The 25,766-nt window shown below is 44.2% G+C and carries 20 protein-coding genes; 10 read left to right on the top strand and 10 right to left on the bottom strand.

Translation table 11 applies throughout. The annotated features are described in order from the left end of the window. Positions 1 to 305: 305 nt before the first annotated feature. The 4 genes from U9Q08_01530 (at position 306) to U9Q08_01515 (ending at position 9,205) form a co-directional block, all read left to right on the top strand. Positions 306 to 971, top strand: coding sequence for a hypothetical protein (locus tag U9Q08_01530; GenBank protein MEA3328411.1), 666 nt, complete (start codon positions 306 to 308; stop codon positions 969 to 971). Positions 972 to 1,113: 142 nt separating this feature from the next. Continuing rightward, a complete protein-coding gene (locus U9Q08_01525) occupies positions 1,114 to 4,737 on the top strand; it encodes an efflux RND transporter permease subunit (GenBank protein MEA3328410.1) in 3,624 nt (1,207 codons plus the stop codon). A 65-nt stretch (positions 4,738 to 4,802) separates the two neighbouring features. Further along, a complete protein-coding gene (locus U9Q08_01520; GenBank protein ID MEA3328409.1) occupies positions 4,803 to 7,943 on the top strand; it encodes an efflux RND transporter permease subunit in 3,141 nt (1,046 codons plus the stop codon). Between the two features lie 14 nt (positions 7,944 to 7,957). After that, entirely contained in the window at positions 7,958 to 9,205 is a 1,248-nt protein-coding gene (locus U9Q08_01515) for an efflux RND transporter periplasmic adaptor subunit (protein ID MEA3328408.1), read from the top strand. A gap of 137 nt (positions 9,206 to 9,342) precedes the next feature. Here U9Q08_01515 and U9Q08_01510 read toward each other — a convergent pair whose 3' ends face one another. The 10 genes from U9Q08_01510 to rpmH all read right to left on the bottom strand — a co-directional run bounded on the left by U9Q08_01510 (position 9,343) and on the right by rpmH (position 16,793). Then, the gene (locus U9Q08_01510; protein ID MEA3328407.1) at positions 9,343 to 10,638 is read right to left on the bottom strand and encodes a hypothetical protein; all 1,296 of its coding nucleotides are present in this window, start codon (positions 10,636 to 10,638) and stop codon (positions 9,343 to 9,345) included. Positions 10,639 to 10,672: 34 nt separating this feature from the next. After that, the gene (locus U9Q08_01505) at positions 10,673 to 11,173 is read right to left on the bottom strand and encodes a nucleoside-diphosphate kinase (protein ID MEA3328406.1); all 501 of its coding nucleotides are present in this window, start codon (positions 11,171 to 11,173) and stop codon (positions 10,673 to 10,675) included. A 105-nt stretch (positions 11,174 to 11,278) separates the two neighbouring features. Beyond that, a complete protein-coding gene (locus tag U9Q08_01500; protein MEA3328405.1) occupies positions 11,279 to 12,121 on the bottom strand; it encodes a ParB/RepB/Spo0J family partition protein in 843 nt (280 codons plus the stop codon). A gap of 60 nt (positions 12,122 to 12,181) precedes the next feature. Beyond that, positions 12,182 to 13,006, bottom strand: a complete 825-nt coding sequence (locus tag U9Q08_01495; GenBank protein MEA3328404.1) for an AAA family ATPase — start codon at positions 13,004 to 13,006, stop codon at positions 12,182 to 12,184. A gap of 299 nt (positions 13,007 to 13,305) precedes the next feature. Further along, positions 13,306 to 13,596 (bottom strand): GIY-YIG nuclease family protein, encoded by a 291-nt coding sequence (locus tag U9Q08_01490; GenBank protein MEA3328403.1) that lies wholly within the window; start codon positions 13,594 to 13,596, stop codon positions 13,306 to 13,308. A 422-nt stretch (positions 13,597 to 14,018) separates the two neighbouring features. Then, positions 14,019 to 14,309, bottom strand: a complete 291-nt coding sequence (locus tag U9Q08_01485; protein ID MEA3328402.1) for a GIY-YIG nuclease family protein — start codon at positions 14,307 to 14,309, stop codon at positions 14,019 to 14,021. A 269-nt stretch (positions 14,310 to 14,578) separates the two neighbouring features. Beyond that, positions 14,579 to 14,770, bottom strand: a complete 192-nt coding sequence (locus U9Q08_01480; protein MEA3328401.1) for a Jag N-terminal domain-containing protein — start codon at positions 14,768 to 14,770, stop codon at positions 14,579 to 14,581. Next, positions 14,767 to 16,410, bottom strand: a complete 1,644-nt coding sequence (gene yidC, locus U9Q08_01475) for a membrane protein insertase YidC (GenBank protein ID MEA3328400.1) — start codon at positions 16,408 to 16,410, stop codon at positions 14,767 to 14,769. The genes U9Q08_01480 and yidC overlap by 4 nt, the downstream gene beginning before the upstream one ends. Before the next feature lie 13 nt (positions 16,411 to 16,423). Further along, a complete protein-coding gene (yidD, locus tag U9Q08_01470; GenBank protein MEA3328399.1) occupies positions 16,424 to 16,633 on the bottom strand; it encodes a membrane protein insertion efficiency factor YidD in 210 nt (69 codons plus the stop codon). 25 nt (positions 16,634 to 16,658) lie between these two features. Next, complete coding sequence (rpmH, locus tag U9Q08_01465; GenBank protein MEA3328398.1) at positions 16,659 to 16,793, bottom strand: 50S ribosomal protein L34; 135 nt, start codon at positions 16,791 to 16,793, stop codon at positions 16,659 to 16,661. A 239-nt stretch (positions 16,794 to 17,032) separates the two neighbouring features. Here rpmH and dnaA point away from each other — a divergent pair, with 239 nt between their 5' ends. The 6 genes from dnaA (at position 17,033) to U9Q08_01435 (ending at position 25,763) form a co-directional block, all read left to right on the top strand. Continuing rightward, positions 17,033 to 18,415 (top strand): chromosomal replication initiator protein DnaA, encoded by a 1,383-nt coding sequence (dnaA, locus tag U9Q08_01460; protein MEA3328397.1) that lies wholly within the window; start codon positions 17,033 to 17,035, stop codon positions 18,413 to 18,415. Positions 18,416 to 18,567: 152 nt separating this feature from the next. Next, positions 18,568 to 19,662, top strand: coding sequence for a DNA polymerase III subunit beta (gene dnaN / locus U9Q08_01455; protein MEA3328396.1), 1,095 nt, complete (start codon positions 18,568 to 18,570; stop codon positions 19,660 to 19,662). Positions 19,663 to 20,085: 423 nt separating this feature from the next. Next, complete coding sequence (locus U9Q08_01450) at positions 20,086 to 20,394, top strand: DUF721 domain-containing protein (protein ID MEA3328395.1); 309 nt, start codon at positions 20,086 to 20,088, stop codon at positions 20,392 to 20,394. Then, entirely contained in the window at positions 20,388 to 22,742 is a 2,355-nt protein-coding gene (gene gyrB, locus U9Q08_01445) for a DNA topoisomerase (ATP-hydrolyzing) subunit B (protein MEA3328394.1), read from the top strand. Before U9Q08_01450 ends, gyrB begins: the two co-directional genes overlap by 7 nt. 82 nt (positions 22,743 to 22,824) lie before the next feature. After that, complete coding sequence (gene gyrA / locus U9Q08_01440; GenBank protein ID MEA3328393.1) at positions 22,825 to 25,263, top strand: DNA gyrase subunit A; 2,439 nt, start codon at positions 22,825 to 22,827, stop codon at positions 25,261 to 25,263. After that, on the top strand, positions 25,260 to 25,763 hold the full coding sequence (locus U9Q08_01435; GenBank protein MEA3328392.1) for an archease: 504 nt from the start codon (positions 25,260 to 25,262) through the stop codon (positions 25,761 to 25,763). Before gyrA ends, U9Q08_01435 begins: the two co-directional genes overlap by 4 nt. The last annotated feature ends 3 nt before the right edge of the window (positions 25,764 to 25,766 follow it).

The following is a 25,766-nucleotide window of genomic DNA, read 5'->3' as shown; positions in this document are numbered from 1 at the left end:
GTATTCCCGAAGGGCGACCGAAGGATCTCCCATAAAACCGTGTTTTCTGAGATTCTTCGGCCTTCGGCCTCAGAATGACCTTTTTAGCGTTATTATTTTTAATTTCGGTTAAGGTGCGCACTTTTAATTCGTAGATAACAAAACCACGGATTATGCTTGACACTAAAAGAAAAGAGCTATATACTGAAATCGTGATAAAAAAACTGTTTATTCTTTTTCTTTTTTGTTGCTTTTGTTATTCCGCCTCTGCCCAACAGTCAGATACCACCCCCGTTAGATTGACCACTCTTTCCCAAATTAAAGGAATGGTTTCTGTCGGAAAATTCGGCACAAAAAAAGAGCTTGTTATCTTAACCACTGCCGGGCGAAAAAACTACTCTCTGAGCGGTGAGATTATCGAGAAAGAGATAAGGCCGAAGAAAAACCTGGAGAAAAAGATAATTTCCCTGACCGGTATCGAATCATCGTTTAATATCGAAGTTAGCGATACAGAAACCACATTTGATGAAAACGGCAGGTCTTTGAGCCGGAAAACAACTATATTCAAATATAAGGCTTTTGAGGTTGTATCTATTGAGGAAATAAAAAGCGCTGATAAAGAGATCCATGTCCCGTATCTTGTTGTGCAAGACGGATCTTCGACAACTGCGCTCTCCCAACAGGCCCTTTCTCAAACCTTGAATCTAGCTAAAATAAACCTGCGCAGGATTAAAGGAATGGTTGTGTCCTGTACCTTAAGCGTAAAAACACCTGTTTCAACCCTGGAGATAGAATATAAGACAAAAAAGGACGATAAATACCGCCTTATTCTTATCCTCCCTAATGACACCAGGGTAATCAAGGTTGTTGATGGCAACCCTATGCAGCTCATGTTGACAGCAATTAAGAAAGGCGACAGAGTAGACATGTGGTATGAACAAAGGGGGGACCAAAACTTTGCCCGCATGATCACAATCTTAGATAAGAACTAATAACCATATAACATCTGACACTAAATATCCTTAGGGGTAACCAAACATCAACAACGATGCGGTAATCCCCTTTTTTTGTTTTTAATTGTCGCCCAGTCAACCAGACCGGACGACTGGCAGACCGGACGACTGGCAGACTAATATGAACATATCAAAACTCTCTGTAAACAGGCCGGTTACCGCGATAATGGTTTTTACTGCGGTTCTGCTTTTAGGGTTTATCTCCTGGAGCAAACTCCCCCAGGAGCTGTTTCCCTCCATCACTTACCCCCAGATCACCGTAGTCACCTCCTATGAAAACGCCGCCCCGGAAGAAATAGAAAGCCTGATCACCAAAATTATCGAAGAGGCGACCGGCACGGTCAATAACGTCAAAAGAATCAGTTCAATCTCTAAAGAAGGTCTGTCCCTGGTAATCGTTGAATTCAACTGGGGAACAAATATGGACTTTGCCGCCTTAAACGTGCGGGAAAAAATTGACCTGATCAAAGAACGGCTTCCCCGCGAAGCAGAAGAGCCGATTGTAATGAAGTATAATCCTTTTGACCTGCCGATTATGAACCTGGCCGTAACCGGGCCAATGCCTTCTCTGGAACTGCGGGAGACTTGCCGGAAATACATCAAAGAAGCGATTGAAAAGGCTGAGGGTGTAGCCTCGGTAATCATCAGCGGCGGGGCTGAACGGGAAATCGTGGTTGAAATCGACCAGCCCCGGCTGCGGGCGTCGCAGATTTCAATCATCTCCATCGTAGACAGCCTGAAAAAAGCCAACCTTAACTATCCGGCCGGAACAATAAAAGAAAGCTTCTACGAATACCTGATCCGGACAATGGGCGAATACCAGGATATCAGCGAAATCCAGGAAACACCCACCGCGCTTGACCTGCCTGAAGAGGAAGCCGAAACAACCAAAGAAAAGGAAGAAAAGGAAAAGAAAGGCCGGCGGCTGGTATATATTAAAGACGTTGCTCTGGTCCACGATACAGTAAAGGAAAAAACGAGCATCTCCCGCTACAACGGAAAAGACAGCATCTCCCTGGTGATCAGGAAGCAGTCCGGCACTAACACTATGAACGTGGTTAAAAAAGTAAAGACCGAAATCCAAAAACTGCTCTCTGAGAAACTCCCCCCGGGTATTAAGATCGAGGTAACTTACGACCAGTCTCAATTTATCCGGGCGGCAATCGCTAATGTGCGCAATGCAGCGATCCAGGGAGGAATACTGGCTTTCTTCGTCCTTCTGTTTTTCCTGCGTCAGGTGCGTTCCTCAGTAGTAATTACTGTCTCGATGCCAATTTCGATCATGGCCACTTTTTGCCTGATGTATTTCAACAAGATAAACCTCAACATGATGTCCTTAGGCGGCCTTGCCCTTGGGGTAGGAATGCTTGTTGATAATGCGGTCGTAGTAATTGAAAACATCTTTCGGCACCGTCAAATGGACAAGGGCCTGTCCCAGGCCTGTATTGACGGGGCAGGCGAAATGACCGGCCCGATTATCGGCTCAACCCTGACTACTGTAGCGGTATTTATACCGTTTGCCTTTGTAACCGGAATTGCCGGACAGATATTTAAACAGCTTTCGATGACCATAACCTTTTCTTTATTGATGTCCATAGTTATCGCTATTTCTCTGGTGCCTGTGTTGATTTCTTTGGGCCGGCGCCAATTCCGTTCGTCGTCGTTGCCGGGAGCAAAAGGGACGAAGCAATCTCGTTTTTTGAGATTGCTTCGTCCCTTCCCCTCGCTTCGCTCGGGACTTCGCGGAATTCGCAATGACAGTAAAGGGCTATTGAATAAATGGACCGAGGATTACGGCGATTTTATCTCCGGCCTGCTCTCCGGCAAATTGTTTATTATTGCAGTGGTCTTTGCAGCCTTTTTAATAAGCCTGGTGATATTGGCTAAACAGGAGCGCCGGTTTTTGCCCAGCGTTGACCAACGGCAATTTATTGTCAAGGTGGATATGGCTCCGGGAACCCGCTTAAGCGTCACCAACCAGGTGGCAACCAAGATTGAGCAGCTGCTTCTTAAGCTTAAAGAAATCAAAAACGTAACCATAAATATCGGTTCGAGCGAAGAAAAGGCTTCAGCAGAAGCAACCCTGCAGACCATGGGCTCGCACCAAGCCCAGGTCATGGTTAACCTGAAAAAGCTGTCCTTTAAGAAAGGGATGCGGCTTTCAACCGAAGAGGTGATCCAGTATCTCAAAAATAATCTCCGGCACCAGGATCTGCAAGGCGGCCAGATCGAATACATTGCCCAGGAATCATCATTAAGCACTACTTTAGAAGAAGGGGCGCCGATCGTCGTGGAAGTCAGCGGCCCAAATCTTGAACGCCTGACCGACATCTCCAAGGCAGTTCAACAAAAGATATGCAAAATAAAAGGGGTATACGGGGTTAAGAACAGCCTTGTCTTATCCAGCCCGGAAACAAAACTTCATATCATCAAAGACCGGGCCTCGCTTTACGGGCTTTCGGTGCGGGACATTGCGCTTACTGCCCAGGTTGCGCTTAAGGGCTATGTGGCTACAAAATTTAAGGAAAAAGACGGGGAAGAAATAGATATCCGCGTCCGTCTGCGGCCCGAAGACCGCAGTGACATGAGTATGTTAAGAAGGCTGTTGATCCATTCACCTCTGGCAATGAACATACCTCTTTCAGAGGTCGCCTACCTGACCAAGGGTACCGGACCCACTGAAATCAGGCGGGTCGGCCAACAGCGAACAATATTGGTTACTGCCAATATATTTAACCGGCCTTTAGGCAAGGTAACTAACGAAATCAGCGCAGTATTAGATTCAACCAGAGAAAAATTTCCTTTTTTTAAACAGGATTACTCCTTTCGCTTTGCCGGGGAACAACAAAAAATGTCAGAGTCGTTTCAGAGCCTGGCATTTGCTTTAATCCTGGCTTTTGTTCTGGTTTATATGATTATGGCTGCGGAGTTTGAATCACTCTGGCAGCCGTTTATTATAATGTTTACTGTCCCCCTTTCCCTGATCGGCGTAAGTCTTATTCTTTTTATTACCCGCACTCCTCTTAGCGTGGTTGCCTACCTGGGCATAATTATGCTTGGCGGGATCGTGGTTAACAACGGAATAGTACTAATTGATTTTATCAACCGGATGAGAAAACAAGGCCACGAGCCAAAAGAGGCGGTAATCCTGGCCAGCAAGACCCGGCTCAGGCCAATATTGATGACCTCTCTCACAACCGTCTTAGGCCTCACTCCTTTAGCCCTGGGCATCGGAGAAGGCGCAGAACTGCGCGCGCCTTTAGCCCTGACCGTAATCGGCGGCTTAACCTCGGCTACTTTTTTAACCCTGGTGATAATTCCTGCTCTGTATCTAACTGTGGCTGAACGGATAAAACCAAAACTCACCGAAGAAAAACCCGAGGAGGTTAAGCCTGAGGTTGAGGCTAAGCCTGAGATTAAATCTGAGGCCAAAATTGAGGCTAAGCCTGAAGTCAAACCTAAGCCTGAACCGCCGCCCCAGACAGAGGAATTAAATCTGCGGCAAACAGAAGTCTTAGAAAAACTAAAAACCATCAACAAAATAACCCGCAAGCAGTATGCCGGATTGTTTAACGTCTCTACCCCCACGGCAGCGCGCGACCTGAAACAACTGCTGGACAAAAAACTTTTACAAGCCCACGGACCATTGGGACCGGGGCGGTGGTATGAGATTAGTCAGCCGGTCAGCCGGTCCACCGGTCAACCAGTCAAAGGAAAAAATAAAGATGAAAATAAAAAGGTTTGAAGATTTAACTGTCTGGCAAGAAACAAGGAAGCGATAACCCTAGACCGGACGACCGGCAGACTAACATGAATTTACCTCAATTATCCGTAAGACGACCTACCGCAATATCGATGTTTTTTGTCGGCATAGTGCTGATCGGCGTAATTGCCTTTAAGCTTTTGCCGGTAGAAATGATGCCTAACACCAGCTTCGGTGATATCACGATTAATATTAATGTGCGCGGCGGGATTCCGGCTTCAGAGGTTGAGAAACGCATCAGCCGGCCGGTTGAAGAAGCAGTAGGCACGGTCACTCACCTTAAAAACATCCTCTCCATATCCAAAGAGGGAAATGCCACGATCATCCTGGAGTTCGAACCAGGCACGAATATGGATTTTGCCGCCCTGGAGGTGCGGGAAAAATTCAACCGGATCAGAAACAAGCTCCCTCGGGAAATCGAAAAACCGGTAATCGCCAAATACGAATATATGGACGTACCGATAATGATCCTGGCGATAACCAGCAATATCCGTACTCCGGAAGACCTGCGTAAGATAGTTGACGAAAAAATAAAAAGCCGTATCCAGAGGATCGAAGGGGTTGCCCGGGCTGAAGTCAGCGGCGGAAGAGAAGGAAAAATCCTGATTGAAATAGACCAGCATAAACTCCGGGCTTATTCCCTGTCAATAAATCAGATAGTAGACACCATCAATCTCAATAATGTCAACCTCCTCTCCGGAGAAATAAAAAGGCAGAAGGATAAATACCTGGTGCGGACAATCGGTGAGCTTAAGTCTCTATCCGAGATCGAAAACTTAGCAATTGCTACGACCGAACAAGGTTCGGTAATCAGGCTTAAGGACATCGGCAATGTTCTTGATTCTTATTTAGAACCAACTGCCTTTGCCCGGGTAAATACCCAGCCGGTAGTTTCTATTTATATCCAGAAGGAATCCACCGCCAATACAGTCAAGATATCCCAGTTGATCGACGAAGAAATAAAATCCTTAAAGCAAAGCCTGCCCCGGGATACAAAGGTTACTTCAACTTTTAATCAGGCCGCCTACATCCAGAGTGCAGTAAACCGGGTTAAAATCTCTCTGGGCTACGGCGCAATTCTGGCAACATTGGTTCTTCTGCTTTTCTTAAGAAACCTCCGGTCAGTGTTTATTATTACCGCGACTATTCCTATTTCTCTTTTGCTTACCTTCAGCCTGATGTTCTTCGGAAAGATTACCCTGAATGTAATGAGCTTATCCGGCCTGGCCCTGGGTATCGGGATGCTCCTGGATAATTCAATTGTTGTTTTAGAAAATATCTTCAAAAAAAGACAACCCTCAGCTGGCCAGCCAGCCGGCCAGCCTGATGAAAAAAACACGGCAATTACCGGAGCCAATGAAATGCTTCTGGCAATCGTTGCTTCAACAATGACCACCCTGGTCGTCTTTCTGCCGCTGGTTTTTATCAACCCTGAAATCAAAATGCTTTACAGCGGAATTGCCCTGACAATCACTTTTTCTCTTCTTGCCTCTTTATTGGCTTCCTTAGCCTTTGTGCCGATGTTAACGGCAAAGATGAAGATAAAAAAACCCCGGTCTCCTAAAATAACCGAAACACTCTCTGCCTCCCCTCTTCCAAAGATCCCTTTTAAAAAACGCTTTAATCTTTACCAGCGGCTTGCCGGTTTTGGTTTAAACCTCCGCTATCTGGTTATCATCCTGATCATCTGCAGTTTTGTCTATATATTTCAGGAATCGCAGAAATTAGAAAGGGAGTTCATCGGTGTGGCTGAACAAAATAAGTTTACCATCTTCGTGCAGCTGCCCACAGGAACAAGGCTGGAAATCTCCGATAAAATTGTCTCCCAGGTGGAAAAAATCGCCGCCAGCCGGCCCGAGATAAAAACAGTTACTGCCAAGGTTGAGCCTTGGTCAAGCAAGGTATACGTGGAACTCTTACCTTTAGATAAACGAAAAATTTCTACCGCCGAGGTAATTGGAAAACTAAGGCCCCTTACTGATAAGATTGAAACAGCGTTCATCTACTACGAGGAACCCGAAGAGGTCGGCACAAAGGAAGTCCTCCTGGAGATCTATGGATATAACTATGAAGTATTAAAAAGCCTGGCGATGCAGATAGCGCAGGGAATACAGCCAATCCCTAAGTTTACTGATGTCAAAATCAGGATGCGGCAAGGCCGGCCGGAGATGCGCCTGAATGTTGACAAAAAACAAGCGGCCTTTTTTGGCCTATCGGTAGAAGACATTGCCCTCGGCCTTCATACCCAGATGCGCGGCCTGGTGGCCACGCACTACCGGGGAACCAGCCAGCCGCTGATCCGGCTTAAGCGGGAAACCAGCCAAACGGCCATACCCGTCTCTACCCCGGAACAGCAATGTTCCGAAGAGATTGAGACAATCGTGCGCTTAGAAGAAGAACACCGTAAGACATTTCAAGACCTGCGCCGGCTCAGCATACTTACCCCTGACAAAGAACAAATTTATTTATCGCAGTTGGCTGATTTTGAATATGACCTCGGCCCGAGCGAAATCTGGCGAAAAAATAAATCACGCATGGTCCAGGTCAGCGCCAACACCGGAGGTACGGCCCTGGGCACTGCTGCCGGCAAGGTGAAGCTTGCGCTTTCAAAATTAAAACTTCCCAAAGATTATTTCTGGCAATTCGGCGGTAATTATGATAAAATGATTAAAAATCAGAAAGAGTTAAGCTTTGCGCTTTTGTTGAGCATAATTCTGGTGTATATGATTCTGGCCGGTCTTTTCGAATCATTCAGTCAGCCGTTTATTATATTGTTTTCTGTACCGCTGGCAGCAGTAGGCGCAATAACTGCCCTGCGGATAACCGGCAAACCCGTAGGTACAGGCGTCCTGATCGGCGCAATTATGTTAGCCGGTATAGTTGTTAATAACGCAATTATGCTGATTGACCGGATTAATTTTTTAATCCGCAGGCGCGGTTCTTACGTCAGCAAAACCGGAGTGCGCCAGGCAATAATCGCTGCTTCCCGCGACAGACTAAGGCCGATACTAATGACTTCCTTGACTACCATCTTGGGGCTTTTACCAATGGCCATGGACAGGAGTGAATCTTCAAACCTCTGGTCGCCCCTGGCTATTACGGTAATCGGAGGTTTAAGCGTGTCAACGATTTTAACTCTTTTTGTCATTCCTAGTATTTATCTTGTATTTGAAGATATAAGAAAGTAACGAGGAAAAAGATTATGAAAATCAAAAAATCATGGTTAATCATTATTATATTTCTCGTATTTTGGATACTGTTTATTGCCTGGGGCGTTGTTAAAACCACCTCCATCCGCCTGCCCGGGCAAAAGTCATTATCTAAAGCTTCTACGCCAACAAAATCCTCCCGGCTGTCAACTGAAAAAACATCTTTCGAAGAAATACCTAAACCGCTTGAACAACCGGAAGCCCGCCCTATCCTGGTCAGGGCGCTGAAGGTCATGCCGATAAGCTTTTCTGACGTTCTGCCGGTAATGGGAACTGTTAAAGGCGAGCGGGAAATCGAGCTCAGGTTTGAAATAAACGGAGTCATAAAAACTATCCATTTCCGCGAAGGAGCAAAAATAAAAAAGGGAGATCTTATCGTCAGCCTAAATCCCGAAGATGCTCAGCTCAAATTAGAATACGCTAAAAGCAAACTTGCTTCTTCCCGGGCTGCCTATCGCTCCAGCCTGAAAAAATTAGAGGTCCAGCAAAAGCTTTATGAAGCTGGAGCAATCATTAAAGCACGGTTGGAAGAAATAGAACTAGAGTGTGAAAGCGCTAAATTTCAATCAGAAACAATCAAGGCCGAACAGGAATTAGCCGAGAATGAGCTGAAAAAAACCAGCCTTTACGCATTAATGGACGCGCTGATGGGCCCGCGCGAGGCCGAAGAAGGAGAATTTGTTACTCCTCAGGACAAGGTTGGCTCGCTTTTAGAAACAAAGAATGTGCTTATTGAGGTAGGTATAGTCGAAAGGGATATCCACAAGATAAAGCTGGGCCAAAAAGCAAAAGTCTTTGTGGATGCCTATCCCGATACTGCTTTTAACGGAAAAATTGATAATATTTTTCCAATAGTGGAAGGAAGAAGCCGGACCCTGACCGCCAAAATAAAAGTTAATAACACGAAGGGACTGCTGCTGCCTGGAATGTTTTGCCGCGCCGAAGTTGTGATCATTGAATTGTCCGATGCCCTGATAATCCCTTCGGCAAGTTTAATAATCACCGGCTCGGAAACAATGATGGTGCCGGTTATCCCGGCAGAGTCCTTCAAGGTAAATGAAAACGAGGTAAAGACCGGTAAGGTAAGGCTGTCCCGGGTAACCAGGGGTTATGCCACCAGCGACTATGTACAGATTGTTGAGGGGTTGAAGGTAAATGACCTGGTAGTAATCGAGGCCCGGGGAGAATTACAGGATGGGTCTCTGGTGCAGATCACCGCGATCGAGGAAATAGGTTTTTAAAATAATTGGGGTTTTTTTGGCGCCAGGCAGCCAGGTTTTGAAGCTGTCTTTGGCGCTGGCATTCCTGCCGCGAACAGACTTTTTGATTTTTTTTATGTTTGTTAGGCAGGAATTTTCTTTTGCAGATAGGACATATTTTATCTTCCGGCATCCAGCACTACTACATCATCTATTCTGATGTCCTTTTTCTTTTTTCTTCCGCTGACAGGTTTTATGTCAGCGGCCGATATCCTGGAGTGGACCTCGAGTATTTCAAGCTTACCGATCTCCCTGCCGCTGCGGTAAACCGTCATCGGCATCCCGGCCTCTACCCCGTCTTTTTGCCCAAGGTCAATAACCACAAATTCGTATTCCTTGTTTACTGTCAGCACCCGGCCTTGTGGAAAATTCGCTTCAACCCCTGTTGAATCAGCTGATTCAGATTCAGCGCTACCAGAAGATAGGGCTGCTTTAATTATTATCGGGGATAACTCGACAATATTCTCTGATACATCTACCCCGGCTGATTTTTTCGTCAACCGGACGTTGGCTGCTTTGTTTTGCTTCAGTTTATCATCCAGTATTGCAACCCTGTTTTCTAACGAACCCAACACCAGCCTCAACCCCTCTATTTCATCCAGTTTTTCTTTAAGCGATGAATTTAATTCAGCTATTTTATCTGCTAACCGGCTTTTATCTGCCTCTTTCTTTGCCAGTCTGTTGTCTGTCAGAGTAAGCCTGCGTTCTAACCCGGCATTTTGCCTGGTTAAATCATTCATCCGGTTCTGCAGATATTTATTTTCTGCCTTTTCCCTGTCTAGTTTCTCAACAACCTTAAGCCTGTTCTTTTTCTCTCTGGCCAGCTCCTGGCCCAGGATATCGGAAACCTCAAGCATTTCCTCAGCTTTCTCTTCTGTTTCCCGGCGTTCCCCAACCACGGTCCGAAGATCTGCCTTTAGATCCGCTTTTTCAGCAGTTAATTTTTTTGTTTCCAGTTCCTGTTGGCAAAATTTCTGCTCCAGCCTCGTTACCTGCAGCCTTAAAGAGGCTCTTTCTTTCAGCACCCGGCCGAAAAACAGATCTGACTTCATCCGTTCTGTTTTTCCCTCTAAAGCCATCTTTTCTTTGGCCAGGTTGGTTAACTCTGTATTCAGCTTATCCTTCTCGGAAACCAGCATTTTATGTCTTTGCTCAAGCTCGCTGTACTGACGGTTGGCCTGCTCAAACCTCTCAGCCGTCTCCTGCAGCTTTAGCTTAAATTTGGAAATTGCCCTGCCGGATTCCTCTATTTTCGCAGTCAGCCGGAGATTTTCCCCGGTCAAGGTCTGTTTCGTTTCCAGATATCTTTGATACGTGGCCTGCTCTAAAAAAAAGGACTTGGCCGCAACAATAACGCTCAACGCGCAGACCAAGACCATTACTAAAAGGATGGTTTTTGTTGTCCGTTTATCCATTACAATAATATTTTAACCTTACGGGAAAATAAAGTCAAGCCCAAACTTTTCTTTTGGTATTTTTTTGGGTTACTTTCTTGGAGGGGTAAAGGTTAACGATGATGTCATCGGGCTGAAACCACAGTTTTATTTCTCGTTCCGCTTCTTTTTCGCTGGTAGAAGAGTGGATCACATTTTCATAAACCCCTTTGGTTGTTATTCTTCCGTAAGCTCCGCGAATAGAGACGCTGTCGGCCTCTTCAGGATTGGTGGAACCGGCTATCTCTCTCACCTTTCTGATTGCATCTTTCCCATAATAGACAAGGGCCATTATTTTTTTCTTGTGATATGCCCCCCGAATATATTTAATCAGTTCTTCGTAGAAAGGTTTTTCCTTAAGCTGGAAGTAATGTTGTTCGGCAAGCTGCCGGCTTACCCGAACTATTTTGGCAGCGATAATATCCATTTTGGTTTCAGAAAGCCGGGTTAATATATTACCGGTAAGGGATTTTTTGAGACCATCCGGTTTTATTAATACTAATGTCTGCTGCATCATAAAAACTCCTTCAATACATTAAAACCTAAGCGGTAAGGTCATAAGTTGTAAGTTTTAAATCATAAAACCTATGACCTATGACTTAATGTGTGGTATTTAGTATTTTTATTTTTTTGTAAGTATATCCACAATCCTGTTCAAGTCTTCTGATGAATAATATTCTATTTCTATTCTTCCTTTTTTGCGGCCGGCCTTGATGTTTACTTTGGTAGCCATAACCCGCTGAAGCCTTTCTTCTATCTCAATGATTTGGGGAGATTTTTTAACCGTGTTTTTGACCGCGGCTCTTTTTTTTACTGCAACTTCTATTTCCCTTACTGAAAGACCGTGAAGGATTATATTTTTGCAGGCTTCTATTTGCAAGCGGGGGCTGGCCAAAGAAAGTATAGCCAGGCCGTGGCCAACAGTAATCCTTCCCTGAGCCAGAGAATCCTGGACAGGCTGGGGTAGCTTCAGTAAGCGCAGGGTATTAGCGACCGAAGACCGGTCTTTGCTAAGCGCAGCTGCCAGTTCATCCTGAGAAAGGCCAAATTCATTTATTAATCTTTTATAGGCTTTTGCCCGCTCTATTGAATTCAGGTCTTGCCTCTGGATATTTTCAATCAAAGAAAGTTCCAGGCTTTCAACGTCGGAAACATTCCTGACCGCAACCGGGATCTCTTCAAGCCCGGCAGCCTGCGCTGCCTTAATTCTTCTTTCTCCGCAGATTAATTCATAACCTTCCGAAGTTTTTCTAACCAACACCGGTTGGATAATGCCTTTTTCTTTGATTGAGGCAATTAATTGATTCATTTTTCCCTGGTCAAATTCCTGGCGGGGCTGATATTTGTTGGTGGCTATTTGGTTAATTTTAACGCGGGTGATTTGTTCTGCCGGGGAAGCTTTTTGTGTCTCGATTTTTTCCGGGATTAAGGCGTTTAACCCTCTTCCCAAACCCCCTTTTTTCATGTTAAACCTCCGTATTGTTTGCATTCATAAAATCAGCTTCCCAACCTACAGCCTTTAGTTTTATTCACTTATTGTTTCAGGTTGCAAGCTTCTATCTCCTGCTGTTGTATCTTCTTTAACCACCTGGCGTTGTAAAAACTCCTGGGCAAGTTCCCGATATGCTATAGCGCCCTTGGATGTTCTATCATAAAGCAATATCGGCTTGCCAAAACTCGGAGCCTCGGAAAGCCGCACGCTACGGGGAATCACTGTTTGATAGGCCTTGCCTTTAAAAAAACTCCTCACCTCATCAATCACCTGCTGACAAAGGTTGGTTCGAAAATCAGCCATGGTTAAAACCGCGCCTTCTATCTCTAAGCGCGGATTGAGGTTGGTTTTTATAAGTTCTATGGTATTAAGCAGTTGGCTCAACCCTTCTAAAGCGTAATATTCGCACTGAATTGGCATAAGAACAGAATCAGCGGCATTTATTGCGTTTACAGTAAGCAGACCCAGGGACGGCGGAGAATCAATAAAAATATAATCATACATTGGTTTAACCTGGTCTATAGCAACCCCTAACACAAACTCCCGTTTCTGGATGTGTACTAATTCTATTTCTGCTCCGCTAAGGTCAAATTTAGATGGTATTAAGCTCAGGTTACTTATGGGGGTATTAAGAATTATGTCTTTAATTGAGGTGTGCAAACTTAATAACGCTTCGTAAATACTTGTTTTTACAGAGGTTTTGTCAATTCCTAACCCACTGGTAGCATTGCTCTGGGGGTCTATATCGATTAAAAGTACTGATTTAGCCTGCTCAGCCAGATAAGCAGCCAAATTTACAGCAGTAGTGGTTTTGCCGGTACCGCCTTTTTGGTTACATATTGTTATAACCTTAGCCATATAAGCCCCAGCGAAAAAACACCTACGCTGTATCCCTGTTTATTTCAACACGTTACAAAATTGTTTATCGTGAAACAATTTTTTCCCTTCTGACATTGCAAGTACCGGCTTCTCCTCGTCATTGCGAGCAATCGTCCTTCCTCGTCATTGCGAGCGATCGTCCTTCATCGTCATTGCGAGCGATCGTCCTTCATCGTCATTGCGAGCGATCGTCCTTCATCGTCATTGCGAGTGATCGTCCTTCATCGTCATTGCGAGGAGCCCTTGACATCTTTGATGTCAAGGACGACGAAGCAATCTCAAAGTTCGCCGTATAAGTCTTTAAACTCCGCATTCAGGCTTTTGATCAAATCTATCTTTTTTCGCCTAGAGCCTGCTTTAATTTGTTTCTCGCGTAAAATCGCATTTTCTATATCATCAAATACTTCATAATAAACCAGTTTATTAATCTTGTATTTCTTGGTAAATCCCTCTATTGTCTTTTGTTTGTGTTCATAAGCCCTCTTTTGCAACTCGCTGGTAACACCGGCATAGATAACCGTGTCTGTTTTATTCGTCATTAAATAAAAATATCCTTGTTGCCGAATCATTTTCGCCCCTTTTGTCATTCATTGGAAGAAACCCTAAATTTTCGGAGCGACCGACGTAATCTCCTTAAATGAGATTGCTTCGACTGGCTCCGCCAGCCTCGCAATGACGAAAGTAAAAACCTACGGCCTGTAACTTGTAATTTGTAACCTACAACCCCAGCGAAAAAACACCTACGCTGTATCCCTTTTTATTTCAACACGTTACAAAATTGTTTATCGTGAAACAATTTTTTCCCTTCTGACATTGCAAGTACCGGCTTCTCCTCGTCATTGCGAGCGATCGTCCTTCATCGTCATTGCGAGCGATCGTCCTTCATCGTCATTGCAAGTGATCGTCCTTCATCGTCATTGCGAGCGATCGTCCTTCATCGTCATTGCGAGGAGCCCTTGACATCTTTGATGTCAAGGACGACGAAGCAATCTCAAAGTTCGCCGTATAAGTCTTTAAACTCCGCATTCACGCTTTTGATCAAATCTATCTTTTTTCGCCTAGAGCCTGCTTTAATTTGTTTCTCGCGTAAAATCGCATTTTCTATATCATCAAATACTTCATAATAAACCAGTTTATTAATCTTGTATTTCTTGGTAAATCCCTCTATTGTCTTTTGTTTGTGTTCATAAGCCCTCTTTTGCAACTCGCTGGTAACACCGGCATAGATAACCGTGTCTGTTTTATTCGTCATTAAATAAAAATATCCTTGTTGCCGAATCATTTTCGCCCCTTTTGTCATTCATTGGAAGAAACCCTAAATTTTCGGAGCGACCGACGTAATCTCCTTAAATGAGATTGCTTCGACTGGCTCCGCCAGCCTCGCAATGACGAAAGTAAAAACCTACGGCCTGTAACTTGTAATTTGTAACCTACAACCCCAGCGAAAAAACACCTACGCTGTATCCCTGTTTATTTCAACACGTTACAAAATTGTTTATCGTGAAACAATTTTTTCAAAATGTTTCAGTTAGAATATTTTCACGTAAAACATTATTTCTTCAGGGTTGCTCTTACTTTTGTCTGTTTGATACCCTTCATGTTAAACAGCCCCTTATTCCCCTCAGCCAATATCTCTATTTTTGCTTCATCACGAGGTACACCTAGTTTAGCCAGGGCTATCTTAATCGCCTCTTCAGTGGTCCTACCTTCTGCTTCTACGCGTGTCAATGGCTTCTCGTTCATTTAAGCACCTGCTTTGGCGGTTTAACTTTAGTAATCAATAGTTGCTGTATAGACGTAAACACATTAAAAGCAAACCAGTATAACACCACCCCTGACGGAAATTTCGCAAATATCCAAATTAAAAACAAGGGCATCATCCACATCATCATCTTTGCTTGTTGTGTGTCAGCGCCTGTCTTACCTAAGCCGGTTACTTTTTGCTGGACAAGCGTGCTTACACCCATTAATATCGGCAGGACATAATAAGGGTCTTTGACCGAAAGATCCGTAATCCACCATACAAATGGAGCACCCCTCAGCGTGATAGCGTTATACAGTACAACGTAAAGCGCTATGAACACAGGCATCTGCAACAACAAAGGCAGACACCCACCCCGGCAGCCAGCCAAAGGATTAACCCCTGTTTTTCTGTAAAGCTCCATGGTTTCTTTGTTCAGTTTCTGGGGATTATCTTTATATTTCCCCTTTAAAGCGTCCAACTCAGGCTGAACAACCTTCATATCCTCCTGCATTTTTCTCATTGCTTCAAAGCTTCGATGGGTCAAAGGATAAAAAATTATCTTGGTAGCAAAGGCTAATAATATTATGGCATAACCATAGTTATGCGTCCACTGATAAAAAATATTCAGGACAACGGCGAGTAATCTGGCAATCGGCCCGAAAAACCCATAGTCAATTATCTCTTCCAGGCCTATGTTTAAGGCTTTAAGTTTTTTTTCGTGCTTAGGACCAAGATAAAACCCGACATTATAGGTTTGTTCCGGCTTGCTAACGCCTTCCAGGGCTATACTGCACTGCCCTTGTTCATCTTTTTCTATTATTGCTGCTCCTGTAGCCTCAAACGGGATCAGGGCGGCTATGAAATATTTATCCTGCAGGCTGATCCAGGATATGTCTCCCTTATACCTGCGCGTAACAAACTGAGACCTTTCATCCCGGCCATACTTTTCCCTTTTTATTATTGGTGGCACACCGGGATCCTGTTGGATACGCACTACAGGCCCCTTATAAACCCTTCTGACTTCTTTTGTGTCCGGCTGGGTAATGCCTGGCCCATATTTTATCAAAAAGACTTTGTCTTTTAATGTTTGGCCATGCTCTCTGTCTATTGTAAGGCCTAAATCAAAAACATAGGAGTCATAAGAAAAGGTGTACCGTTTGGTTATTTTGAAACCTTTGTTATTTAGATAAACAAACTTGATCGAGCCAGATTTGTTGCTATCATTTAAAAGTAGTAACTTCTTGTCTGGCTTATAGATAGCTAAGTTTATCCCTGAAAGATCTTTCCTGCCCGGGAACACTACGGTCAGGGGATAATCCTGGTTTTCGCGAGAAATTAAAGAAACAAGCTCCACTCCATCATACTTTTTTAATTGGAAGCTCTTGATCCTGGCACCGCTGGTAGTAAACACCAGCTTGAACAAGCCGGTTTCTACAACCACATCCTTAGCGCCTGAAGGCATGGGTTTTTGGGCAGAAGGTTCGAGGCTGGAAAGTTCAGCGCCGGGTTCGATTTGTTGCGAAACCAGGCCGGTTTGTTCTGCCGGGGATTGACTGTGATAGTTTTTGGCTGTGATATGCTGAAAAGTGATAATTATTAAAATTGAAAGTACAACAGCCAAAATTACTCTTTTTTCCATAATGCGCTAAATTTTACTCCACCGGGTCATAGCCGCCTTTGCTCAACGGGTGGCATTTTAATATCCGTTTTAAGCTGACTATCAAACCCTTAGATGCGCCTTTTTTCGCTATGCTCTCCATGGCATAAGCAGAACAGGTAGGATAAAAACGGCAGGTCGGTATCTTCAGTGGCGACAGATAGTTACGATAAAGACTAATAAGAAAAATCAGTATTTTCTTCACGATCTTCTTTGTGGCGGTGCTTCCTTTAACTGGAAAGCTTTACCCGTGCCTTACGCCGGCGCCTTCGGAGTATCGCCCGGCCGGCCGGGCTGGCCATCCGCTTGCGGAAACCATGGGTTGTTTTGCGTCGGCGCTTAGATGGTTGATAGGTCTGTTTCATAACTTGTTAAATATAACATAAAAGGATACAGCGGTCAAGAAAAAACAAAACTTTTTCTTGCTTTGTTAAAAAATAAGATGTATTATATACTAGATTTTCTAAAATTGGTTTGTAAGCGGTTTATTTATTGGGCAAAACAGGCTGTGGATAACTTGTGAATAATTTCTCTTTCTTGCATCAACGCACGTGCCGAATAAAATCTTTCCGTCATAACACCCTGCAAGTCAATTAGTTATAAAATGGCGCTATTTTCTCAACCAGCGGAGCAGGCTGTTAACATACACAAGGAAATCAAAATGGTTGAAAACACCGATAACGGCAACGATCTCTGGTTAAAAACGTTAAAAATAATCAAACGGGATTTAAATAACCAAAGTTTTCAAACATGGTTTAGCCCCACCACTTTGATTTCAAGTACAGAAAAATTAGTTAAGGTAGCTGTCCCGAATAAATTTTTCAAAGACTGGTTAATAGAGCACTACCGGCCGTTAATCAAAAAAGCCCTGGGGGTTAACGCGAATAAAAAAATAAATGTAGAGTTTGTTGTTCAGCCCCCGGAAAAAAAACCAACGTTTTCCCAAAAACAAAAAACCCCAACCCAGCAAAAACGCTTAAATCACAGGTATTCTTTTGATAACTTCGTAGTCGGCTCCGGCAATCGTTTTGCTCATGCCGCCTCCATGGCCGTGGCCCAATCGCCGGCCAGGGCCTACAATCCCTTGTTTATCTACGGCAGCGTGGGGTTAGGCAAAACCCATCTCCTGCAGGCTATTTCCGGCTGCGTAACGGAAAACAACAAAGATGGCCATGTGGTCTATATTTCCAGCGAGCGGTTCACCAACCAACTGATCAGTGCTATCCAAAATAAAACCACCCTGAGGTTCCGGCAAAAATACAGGACTGTGGATGTTCTCCTGATAGATGATATTCATTTTATTGCCGGCAAGGAAAGCACCCAGGAAGAGTTTTTCCACACATTTAATACGCTTTACGACGCCCATAAACAAATAGTTCTTTCCAGCGACCGGCCGCCGAAAGAGATACCGGGCCTGGAGGAAAGGCTGGTTTCGAGGTTTGAGTGGGGTTTGATAACGGATATCCAACCCCCGGATCTTGAAACACGAATCGCTATTTTGAAAAAGAAACTTGAAAGAGAAACAGCGGCCGTCCCTGATGATGTTATTTTTTTTATTGCCAGTAAAATAAAATCAAACATCCGGGAGTTAGAGGGGGCGTTGATCAGGGTGGTTGCTTACGCCTCGCTTTTGGGAGAAAAAATCAATACCCAGTTGGCCCAGCAGGTATTAAAAAACACCCTGGACGAGGAAGCCAAAAAAATAACCATCGAGTTGATACAAAAAAGGGTTGCTGAGTATTTTGATGTTCGGATATCTGATATGCGGGCTAAAAAAAGAAGCAGGGTTGTTGTTTATCCGCGCCAAATAGCGATGTATCTGGTTAGAGAGTTAACCGACCACTCCCTGCCCGAGATAGGAGAGTTTTTCGGGGGAAGAGACCACACCACTATTTTATACGCCCACAATAAAATAAAAAAGGGTTTAAAAAACAATCAAAAGTTAGAACATTTATTAGGCGTGTTATCCCGCAGTATAAAAAATTGAGTTTGTGGATAGGTAAACGGTTTTGTTTGTTTGTTTTTTTGTGTTATTTAGTTGGGTTGTTTGGGGTTGTGTTTTTATCCACATATTCACAACCAAGACTACTACTACGATTTTTTTAAATAGTAAAATATATTAATAGAAGAGGGGGTTTAATGAAAATAAGAGCGCCTAAAGAAAAACTACAAACAGCGGTTCAAAAGGTATCTAATACAATAACCCAAAAAAACACACTACCAATACTATCCAATATTTTAATAGAGGCCAAAAACAACAAAATTCACATGGTTGGCACCGACTTAGAGATAACCACTTCCCACACCGTACCGACCGAGGTTTTAGAAGAAGGCGGTATTACTATGCCTGCTAAAAAAATAGGCGACATCATAAAAGAATTACCCAATAACGATGTGGTTATTTCAACCCAAAAAAACAACAACGTGGTGATAACCTGTGAAAAAGCGTTTTTTAAAATAATGGGTCTGCCTAAAGAGGATTTTCCTGAATTACCAAAAACAGAGACAAAAGATCCGTTAACCATGAAACAAAACACCCTAAAAACACTATTAAACAGAACATCATTTGCTGTTTCCAAAGATGAAACAAGGTATGTTTTAAGTGGAATATTGTTTGTTTTAAAAGACAACCAACTTCGTTTAGTGGCCACTGACGGCAGGAGGTTGGCTTTGGTTCAAAAACAAATTTCCAACCCCGGTAAAGTAAAAAAAGAAGCGATAATCCCCTCTAAAACCATCAGCGAACTTAACCGGGCGCTAAAAGAGGAGGGTGAGGTAACGATGTTTTTCAATCAAAATCAGATTGTTTTTAAACTCGAAGACACCGTTATTGTTTCCAGGCTAATAGACGGCCACTTTCCCGCTTATGAACAAATAATCCCCTCGGTGGTTGAGCAAAAACTAGGGGTAAAAAGGGAAGATTTTTTGGGGGCGATAAAAAGGACCGGTCTTTTGGCGTCACCCAATTCCCGGATTGTGAGGTTGGAGTTATTTAGAGACAAGGTTTTGGCTTCTAATCAAGCGCCAGAGATAGGAGAGGCCAGGGAGGAGTTGGCTGCATTTTATAAAGGAAAACAAATGGTTGTGGGGTTTAACCCGGGCTATTTAATAGATGTTTTAAAAAGAATAGAGCAAGACGAAGTGGTGTTGGAGTTGGCCGGTCCCGAGAAACCAGGGGTGATAAGGGTTGGCGATGAGTATCTTTATGTGCTTATGCCGATGCAGTTAAGCTAAAAACACACATGGTTAAACTCAGACTGTGTCGCAGTGTAGTGGTTGCCTGATTTATCAGGCACAGCATAGAGCGCCCAATAAACTGGGCAACTACAATATATTGTGTATCAAGAAGTGTTATTTAAAAATTAAAACTGCACAGTTTAAAGTTTAAAACTGCACACTCCCTAAGTCCTTAATCTTGTTCTTTTTAAGATAGGTGTCATCCTGAGGGAGCGTAAGCGACCGAAGGAAGTCCTGAGTATTCCCGAAGGGCGACCGAAGGATCTCCCATAAAACCGTGTTTTCTGAGATTCTTCGGCCTTCGGCCTCAGAATGACCTTTTTAGCGTTATTATTTTTAATTTCGGTTAAGGTGTGCACTTTTAAAACTTAAATCGTCTAAAATGAATTACGACACAATCTGAACTTAACAATTTATTATATGAAAACCCAACCAGAACAGATCGGCAAAACCGTTAACAGGATTATAAAAAACATATCCTTGCCCAAAAGGTCTATCGGGGGCCGTGTTTTACAACTATGGCCGGAAGTAGCTGGTAGAAAAATAGGCCGGCACACAAGGCCTGCGGGGGTAAAGAACGGCCGTTTGACCATTAACGTGGACGGGTCTGTTTGGTTGTATGAGTTAACCCAGAGGCACAGAAAAAGGTTATTAAAAAAACTTCAAAAAAGAATGGGCAATGAGGCTTTGGCCGAGATACGATTTAAAATAGGAGATACGCGGTGGTAAAATACGACGCCATGACCATCCATGTTTTAAAGGGCATAGAGGCGGTCAGGAAAAGACCGGCTATGTATATCGGGGATACTGCCCAGACGGGCCTACATCATCTGGTGGAGGAAATAGTAGATAACAGTATTGACGAAGCAATGGCTGGCCATTGCGACAAAATCGATGTTATTGTCCACAGAAATGGCGCTATTACGGTTGCCGACAACGGAAGGGGAATTCCGGTAGACCTTCACAAGACCCAAAAAAAACCGGCAGTAGAGGTGGTAATGACCACCCTGCACGCTGGAGGCAAGTTCGATCATCGCACATACAAGGTTGCCGGCGGATTGCATGGTGTGGGGGTTAGCGTGGTTAACGCGCTTTCGGAATGGTTGGAAGTCCAGGTGAGGAGAGACGGGAAGGTATATCACCAGAAGTATAAAAGAGGCCAGACCGCTTCCAAACTCGCGGTTATCGGTAAGAGCAAAAAAACAGGAACCACTGTTACGTTTAAACCCGACGGAACTATTTTTGAGAACACCGAATATAGTTTTGATCTTATTTCCGATAGGCTCAGGGAGTTGGCGTTCTTAAATAAGGGTTTGGAGATTACGGTTAAAGATGAAAGAACAGACAGAGAGCACGCCTTTAGTTATAAAAACGGCATAGCTTCTTTTGTGGAGCACCTTAATAAAAACAAAACGCCGGTTCATAAAAAGGTAATTTCTCTTGAGAAGGAAAAAGACAGCATCTATGTCGAGCTTGCTATGCAGTATAATGACGGCTACGCTGAAAATGTTTTTGCTTATGCCAACAATATCCATACTATCGACGGCGGTACCCACCTAAGCGGGTTCAGGTCCGCTCTTACCAGAACAGCAAAACAGTATGCCAAAAACAAGGGTTTTCTTAAGGGAGGAGAAAGCGGGCTTTCGGGCGAAGATATCAGAGAGGGGTTGACAGCGGTGTTGAATGTTAAGCTTCCCGATCCTCAATTTGAGGGCCAGACCAAAGCCAAGTTGGGCAATAGCGAGGTTCAGGGGGCGGTAGAGGCGGTGGTTAATGAATCTCTGGGTGCGTTTTTTGAAGAAAATCCTCCGGTAGCCAGACGCATAATCGAAAAAAGTGTTACTGCCAGCCGGGCAAGGGAAGCAGCCAGAAAGGCAAGGGAGCTTACCAGGCGCAAAAGCGCGCTTGGCGGAGGAGGCCTGCCGGGTAAATTAGCAGATTGTTCCGAAAAAGACCCCAGCCTTTGTGAGCTTTATCTGGTAGAAGGGGACTCGGCTGCCGGCTCGAGCAAACAGGGCCGCGACCGCCGCTTTCAGGCAATTTTACCGTTAAGAGGAAAAATTTTAAATGTTGAAAAGGCAAGACTTGATAAGGTGTTAAGCAATAATGAGATCCGGACAATAATTACCGCATTGGGCACCGGTGTGGGCGAGGATGATTTTAATATTGAAAAACGGCGGTATGATAAAATAATTATTATGTGCGACGCGGATGTTGACGGCGCCCATATTAAGACACTGCTTTTAACCTTTTTTTACCGGCAGATGCCTGAGTTAATAAAACAGGGCCATGTGTATCTTGCTCAACCTCCGCTATATCGGATAAAGAAAGGCAAACGTGAGGAATATATTTGGACCGAGGAAGAAGTATCGAACACGCTTTTGGAAATGGGGGCGGAAGGCTTAACGCTTGTCGGGGCTAAGGATAAGCGGGAATTTACCAATTCTCAATTTAAGACCATACTCGATCTTTTGGTTGAAATGGTAAAAATAGCAGAGGCTATTGGTAGAAAGGGAGTAAAATTTGAAACCTATTACCAATTTATACACCCTAAGACCAAAAAACTACCTGTTTATAAGATAAAAGTGGAGGGTAAAGACCATTTTCTTTACGACAGCAAACAGCTGGCTAATTTGGCTGGCACAGATAAAGAAGAAGAGCTTGATATAGTAGAGTTTTTTGAACATCTTGAACTGCAAAAGGTTGTGGAAAAGCTGGGGAAACTGGGGATGAACATAGTTGAATATGGCAATTCAGACAAGCCCGTATATTATCTGGTTAATGGGGCCAAAAAAACCAAGGTGTCCATTTTGGGCCTTAAGCACCTGCTTTTGACCGTTAAAAAACTTGGTAAAGAAGGTATGGTTGTCCAGAGGTATAAAGGTTTGGGGGAGATGAATCCGGAACAACTCTGGGAGACCACTATGGACCCCAGCCGTCGGACCACGGTGAAGGTAACACTGGAAGACGTTGTAGAGGCAGATGAAATGTTTACTGTTTTAATGGGCGACCAGGTCGAGCCCCGGCGTCAGTTCATTGAGAAGCATGCGCTGGAAGTGAAGAATTTGGACATCTAATACACAGACGAGCACAGATGAGAAGGGTGGAAGGTAGAGAGAAAAGATAAAAATATTTGTACATAGAGGAGCGGAGCGGCGAATGTACACCAAGGGCGAGAAGATAATCTCCAGATATATAGAAGATGAAGTAAAAGACTCATATATTGATTATGCTATGAGCGTGATCGTTGGCCGGGCTTTGCCGGATGCCAGAGACGGGTTAAAGCCCGTTCACCGGAGGATTCTTTACAGCATGAAAGACCTGGGCCTTGAGCATAGCAAGCCATATAAAAAGTGTGCCAGGATTACCGGTGAGACGCTTGGCAAATATCATCCGCATGGCGATACAGCGGTTTATGACGCCCTGGTCAGAATGGTCCAGAAATTTTCATTAAGATACCCGCTGATCGACGGGCAAGGCAATTTTGGAAGCGTTGACGGCGATTCCGCGGCAGCTATGCGTTATACCGAGGCACGCCTGGCCTCCATTACCGGCGAAATGCTGACCGACATTGACAAAAATACAGTGGATTTTGCGCCTAATTTTGACGGTTCCCTCAACGAACCCACGGTCCTGCCGGCCAGGATCCCCAACCTGTTGATAAACGGCTCTTCGGGAATAGCTGTGGGCATGGCGACCAATGTTCCTCCTCACAACCTAAAAGAAACGATTAGCGGAATAATCAAGGTGATAGATGATCCGGAAGTTTCTTTGGGGTCATTGATGCAGTCTATCCCTGGGCCGGATTTTCCTACCGGCGGGATTATCTGCGGCCGGGAAGGGATTAAAAAGGCCTATCAGACCGGCAAAGGACTTATCCAGCTCCGGGCAAGGGCATTGATAGAAACCCAGAAAAAAAGCGGCAAGGAGTCAATAATAGTTACCGAACTGCCATATCAGGTAAACAAGGCCAACCTAATAGAGTCCATAGCCCGGCTTATTGAGGCAAAAAAAATAGAGGGAATTGCTGATTTAAGGGATGAATCGGACCGGGACGGAATGAGAATGGTTGTGGAGCTGCGCCGGGGCCAAAATGCGCAGATTGTTTTAAATCAATTGTATAAACATACCCAGATGCAGGTTACTTATGGGATAATTATGCTTGCCCTGGTCCATAACCGGCCCAGACTGCTGTCGTTAAAGCAGTTGATCTCGTCTTTTATCGAACACAGGGAGTTGGTGATAACCCGGCGCACGATTTTTGAGCTGGAGAAAGCCAAACACAGAGCGCATATATTGGAGGGCCTTAAGATAGCGCTCCGCTGCCTTGATAAAATAATCAAGGCCATAAGGTCTTCTAAAACAGTAGAAATAGCCAAAGAAAAGCTGATAAAAGATTTTTCATTAAGCGAGATCCAGGCAAAGGCGATTTTGGAGATGCAGCTTCAGCGGTTGACCGGCCTGGAAAGAGAAAAAATAGAAAAAGAATACCTTGATGTGATCAAAAAAATAGAGCTCTATGAGTCTATTTTAAAAAGCAGAAAAAAGGTCCTGGCCATTATTAAAGAAGAACTGCTGGATATCAAAAAAAGATTTGGGGACGAAAGATGCACCGAGATAGTAAAAAGAGTTGAAGAGCTCGACATAGAAGACCTGATTGCCGAGGAAGACGTGGTTATTCCAATAACCCATTCCGGCTATATAAAAAGGGTGCCTCTTACGACCTATAAAGTTCAAAGGCGCGGAGGCCGGGGGGTAAGCGGCGCGGATATAAAAGAAGAAGACTTTATCGAAGACCTGTTTATAGCCGCGACCCATGACCACATCCTTTTCTTTACCGATAAAGGAAAGATTTATTGGCTCAAGGTTCATGAGATCCCGGCTGCAAGCCGGCTGGCTAAAGGCAGGGCTGTTATTAACCTGTTAAGCCTTTCAGCGGGGGAAAACATAACTTCATTTATTCCGGTTAAGGAATTTGACGATAAGCATTTTTTGGTTATGGCTACCAGGAACGGCCTGATAAAAAAAGTAAATCTTTCCGCCTTTAGCCATCCCAGGAAGAACGGGATAATGGCCATTAACTTAGAAAAGAGCGACCGTTTAATAAGCGCCGGCCTGACTGACGGGAAAAAAGAAATACTTCTGGTTACCAAAGAAGGGCGTGCTATTCGCTTTAAAGAAAGCCTGATCAGGTCAATGGGCCGTTCAGCCCGCGGGGTTAAGGGGGTAAGGCTGGGTAAGAAGGATGAGGTTATCGGCATGGAGATAGTAGAGCCCAAAGCCACTTTGTTCACGATAACAACTAATGGTTATGGCAAGCGGACATTCCTGTCTCAATATAGATTAATTGGCAGGGGCGGTAAAGGTGTTATAAATATTAAAACAAGCAAAAAGAACGGAACAGTAGCCGGCGTTGAAACAGTGGTTGATGATGATCAGTTAATGGTTATTACCGAGAGCGGCATGGTGGTGAGGTGCGCCAGCCGGGGTATTAGGGTTATGGGCAGGAATACGCAGGGGGTAAAAATTATTTCTTTGAAAAGCAAAGATAAGGTGGTTTCTATTGCAAAAATAGTAACCAAGGAGGGGGAAGAATAATAGAAGACAGAAGCACATATCCTAACGGGCACGACCAGCTCAAAGCTCATATTCTAACGGGCACAAACAACTCAAAGCCCAAGAGCCGAGGATACGAACTCATAGACCATACTGCTGATATCGGAATCAAAGCGTACGGGAAAAATTTGAAGAAATTGTTTGTTAACGCTGCCTGCGGGATGTTTGGAATCCTGGCGGATCTAAAAAATGTTCGCAAAGAGAAAGAGGTTGAGATAAAATTAGAGGCTCCCGACGTTGAGGAGCTTTTTTTGTTATGGCTGGGCGAACTTCTCTATCAACTTAACGGCAAGGGAATAATCCTTAAAGAGTTTTTGATCGAAGAGTTGACCGGAAAGAGGCTTGTTGCCCGGGTGACAGGAGAGAAGTTGAACCTAAAAAGACACTGTTTAAAAACAGAGATCAAAGCAGTAACCTATCATGGGCTTAAGGTGCGAAAAATTAAAGACGCATGGCAGGCAGAGGTGATATTTGACGTATGATAT

The sequence above is a fragment of the Candidatus Omnitrophota bacterium genome, from assembly GCA_034717435.1.
GTDB lineage: Bacteria > Omnitrophota > JAUWXU01 > JAUWXU01 > JAUWXU01 > JAYELI01.
The sequence above is the reverse complement of the archived record's forward strand: the minus strand, read 5'-3'. Positions and strand labels throughout refer to the sequence as shown.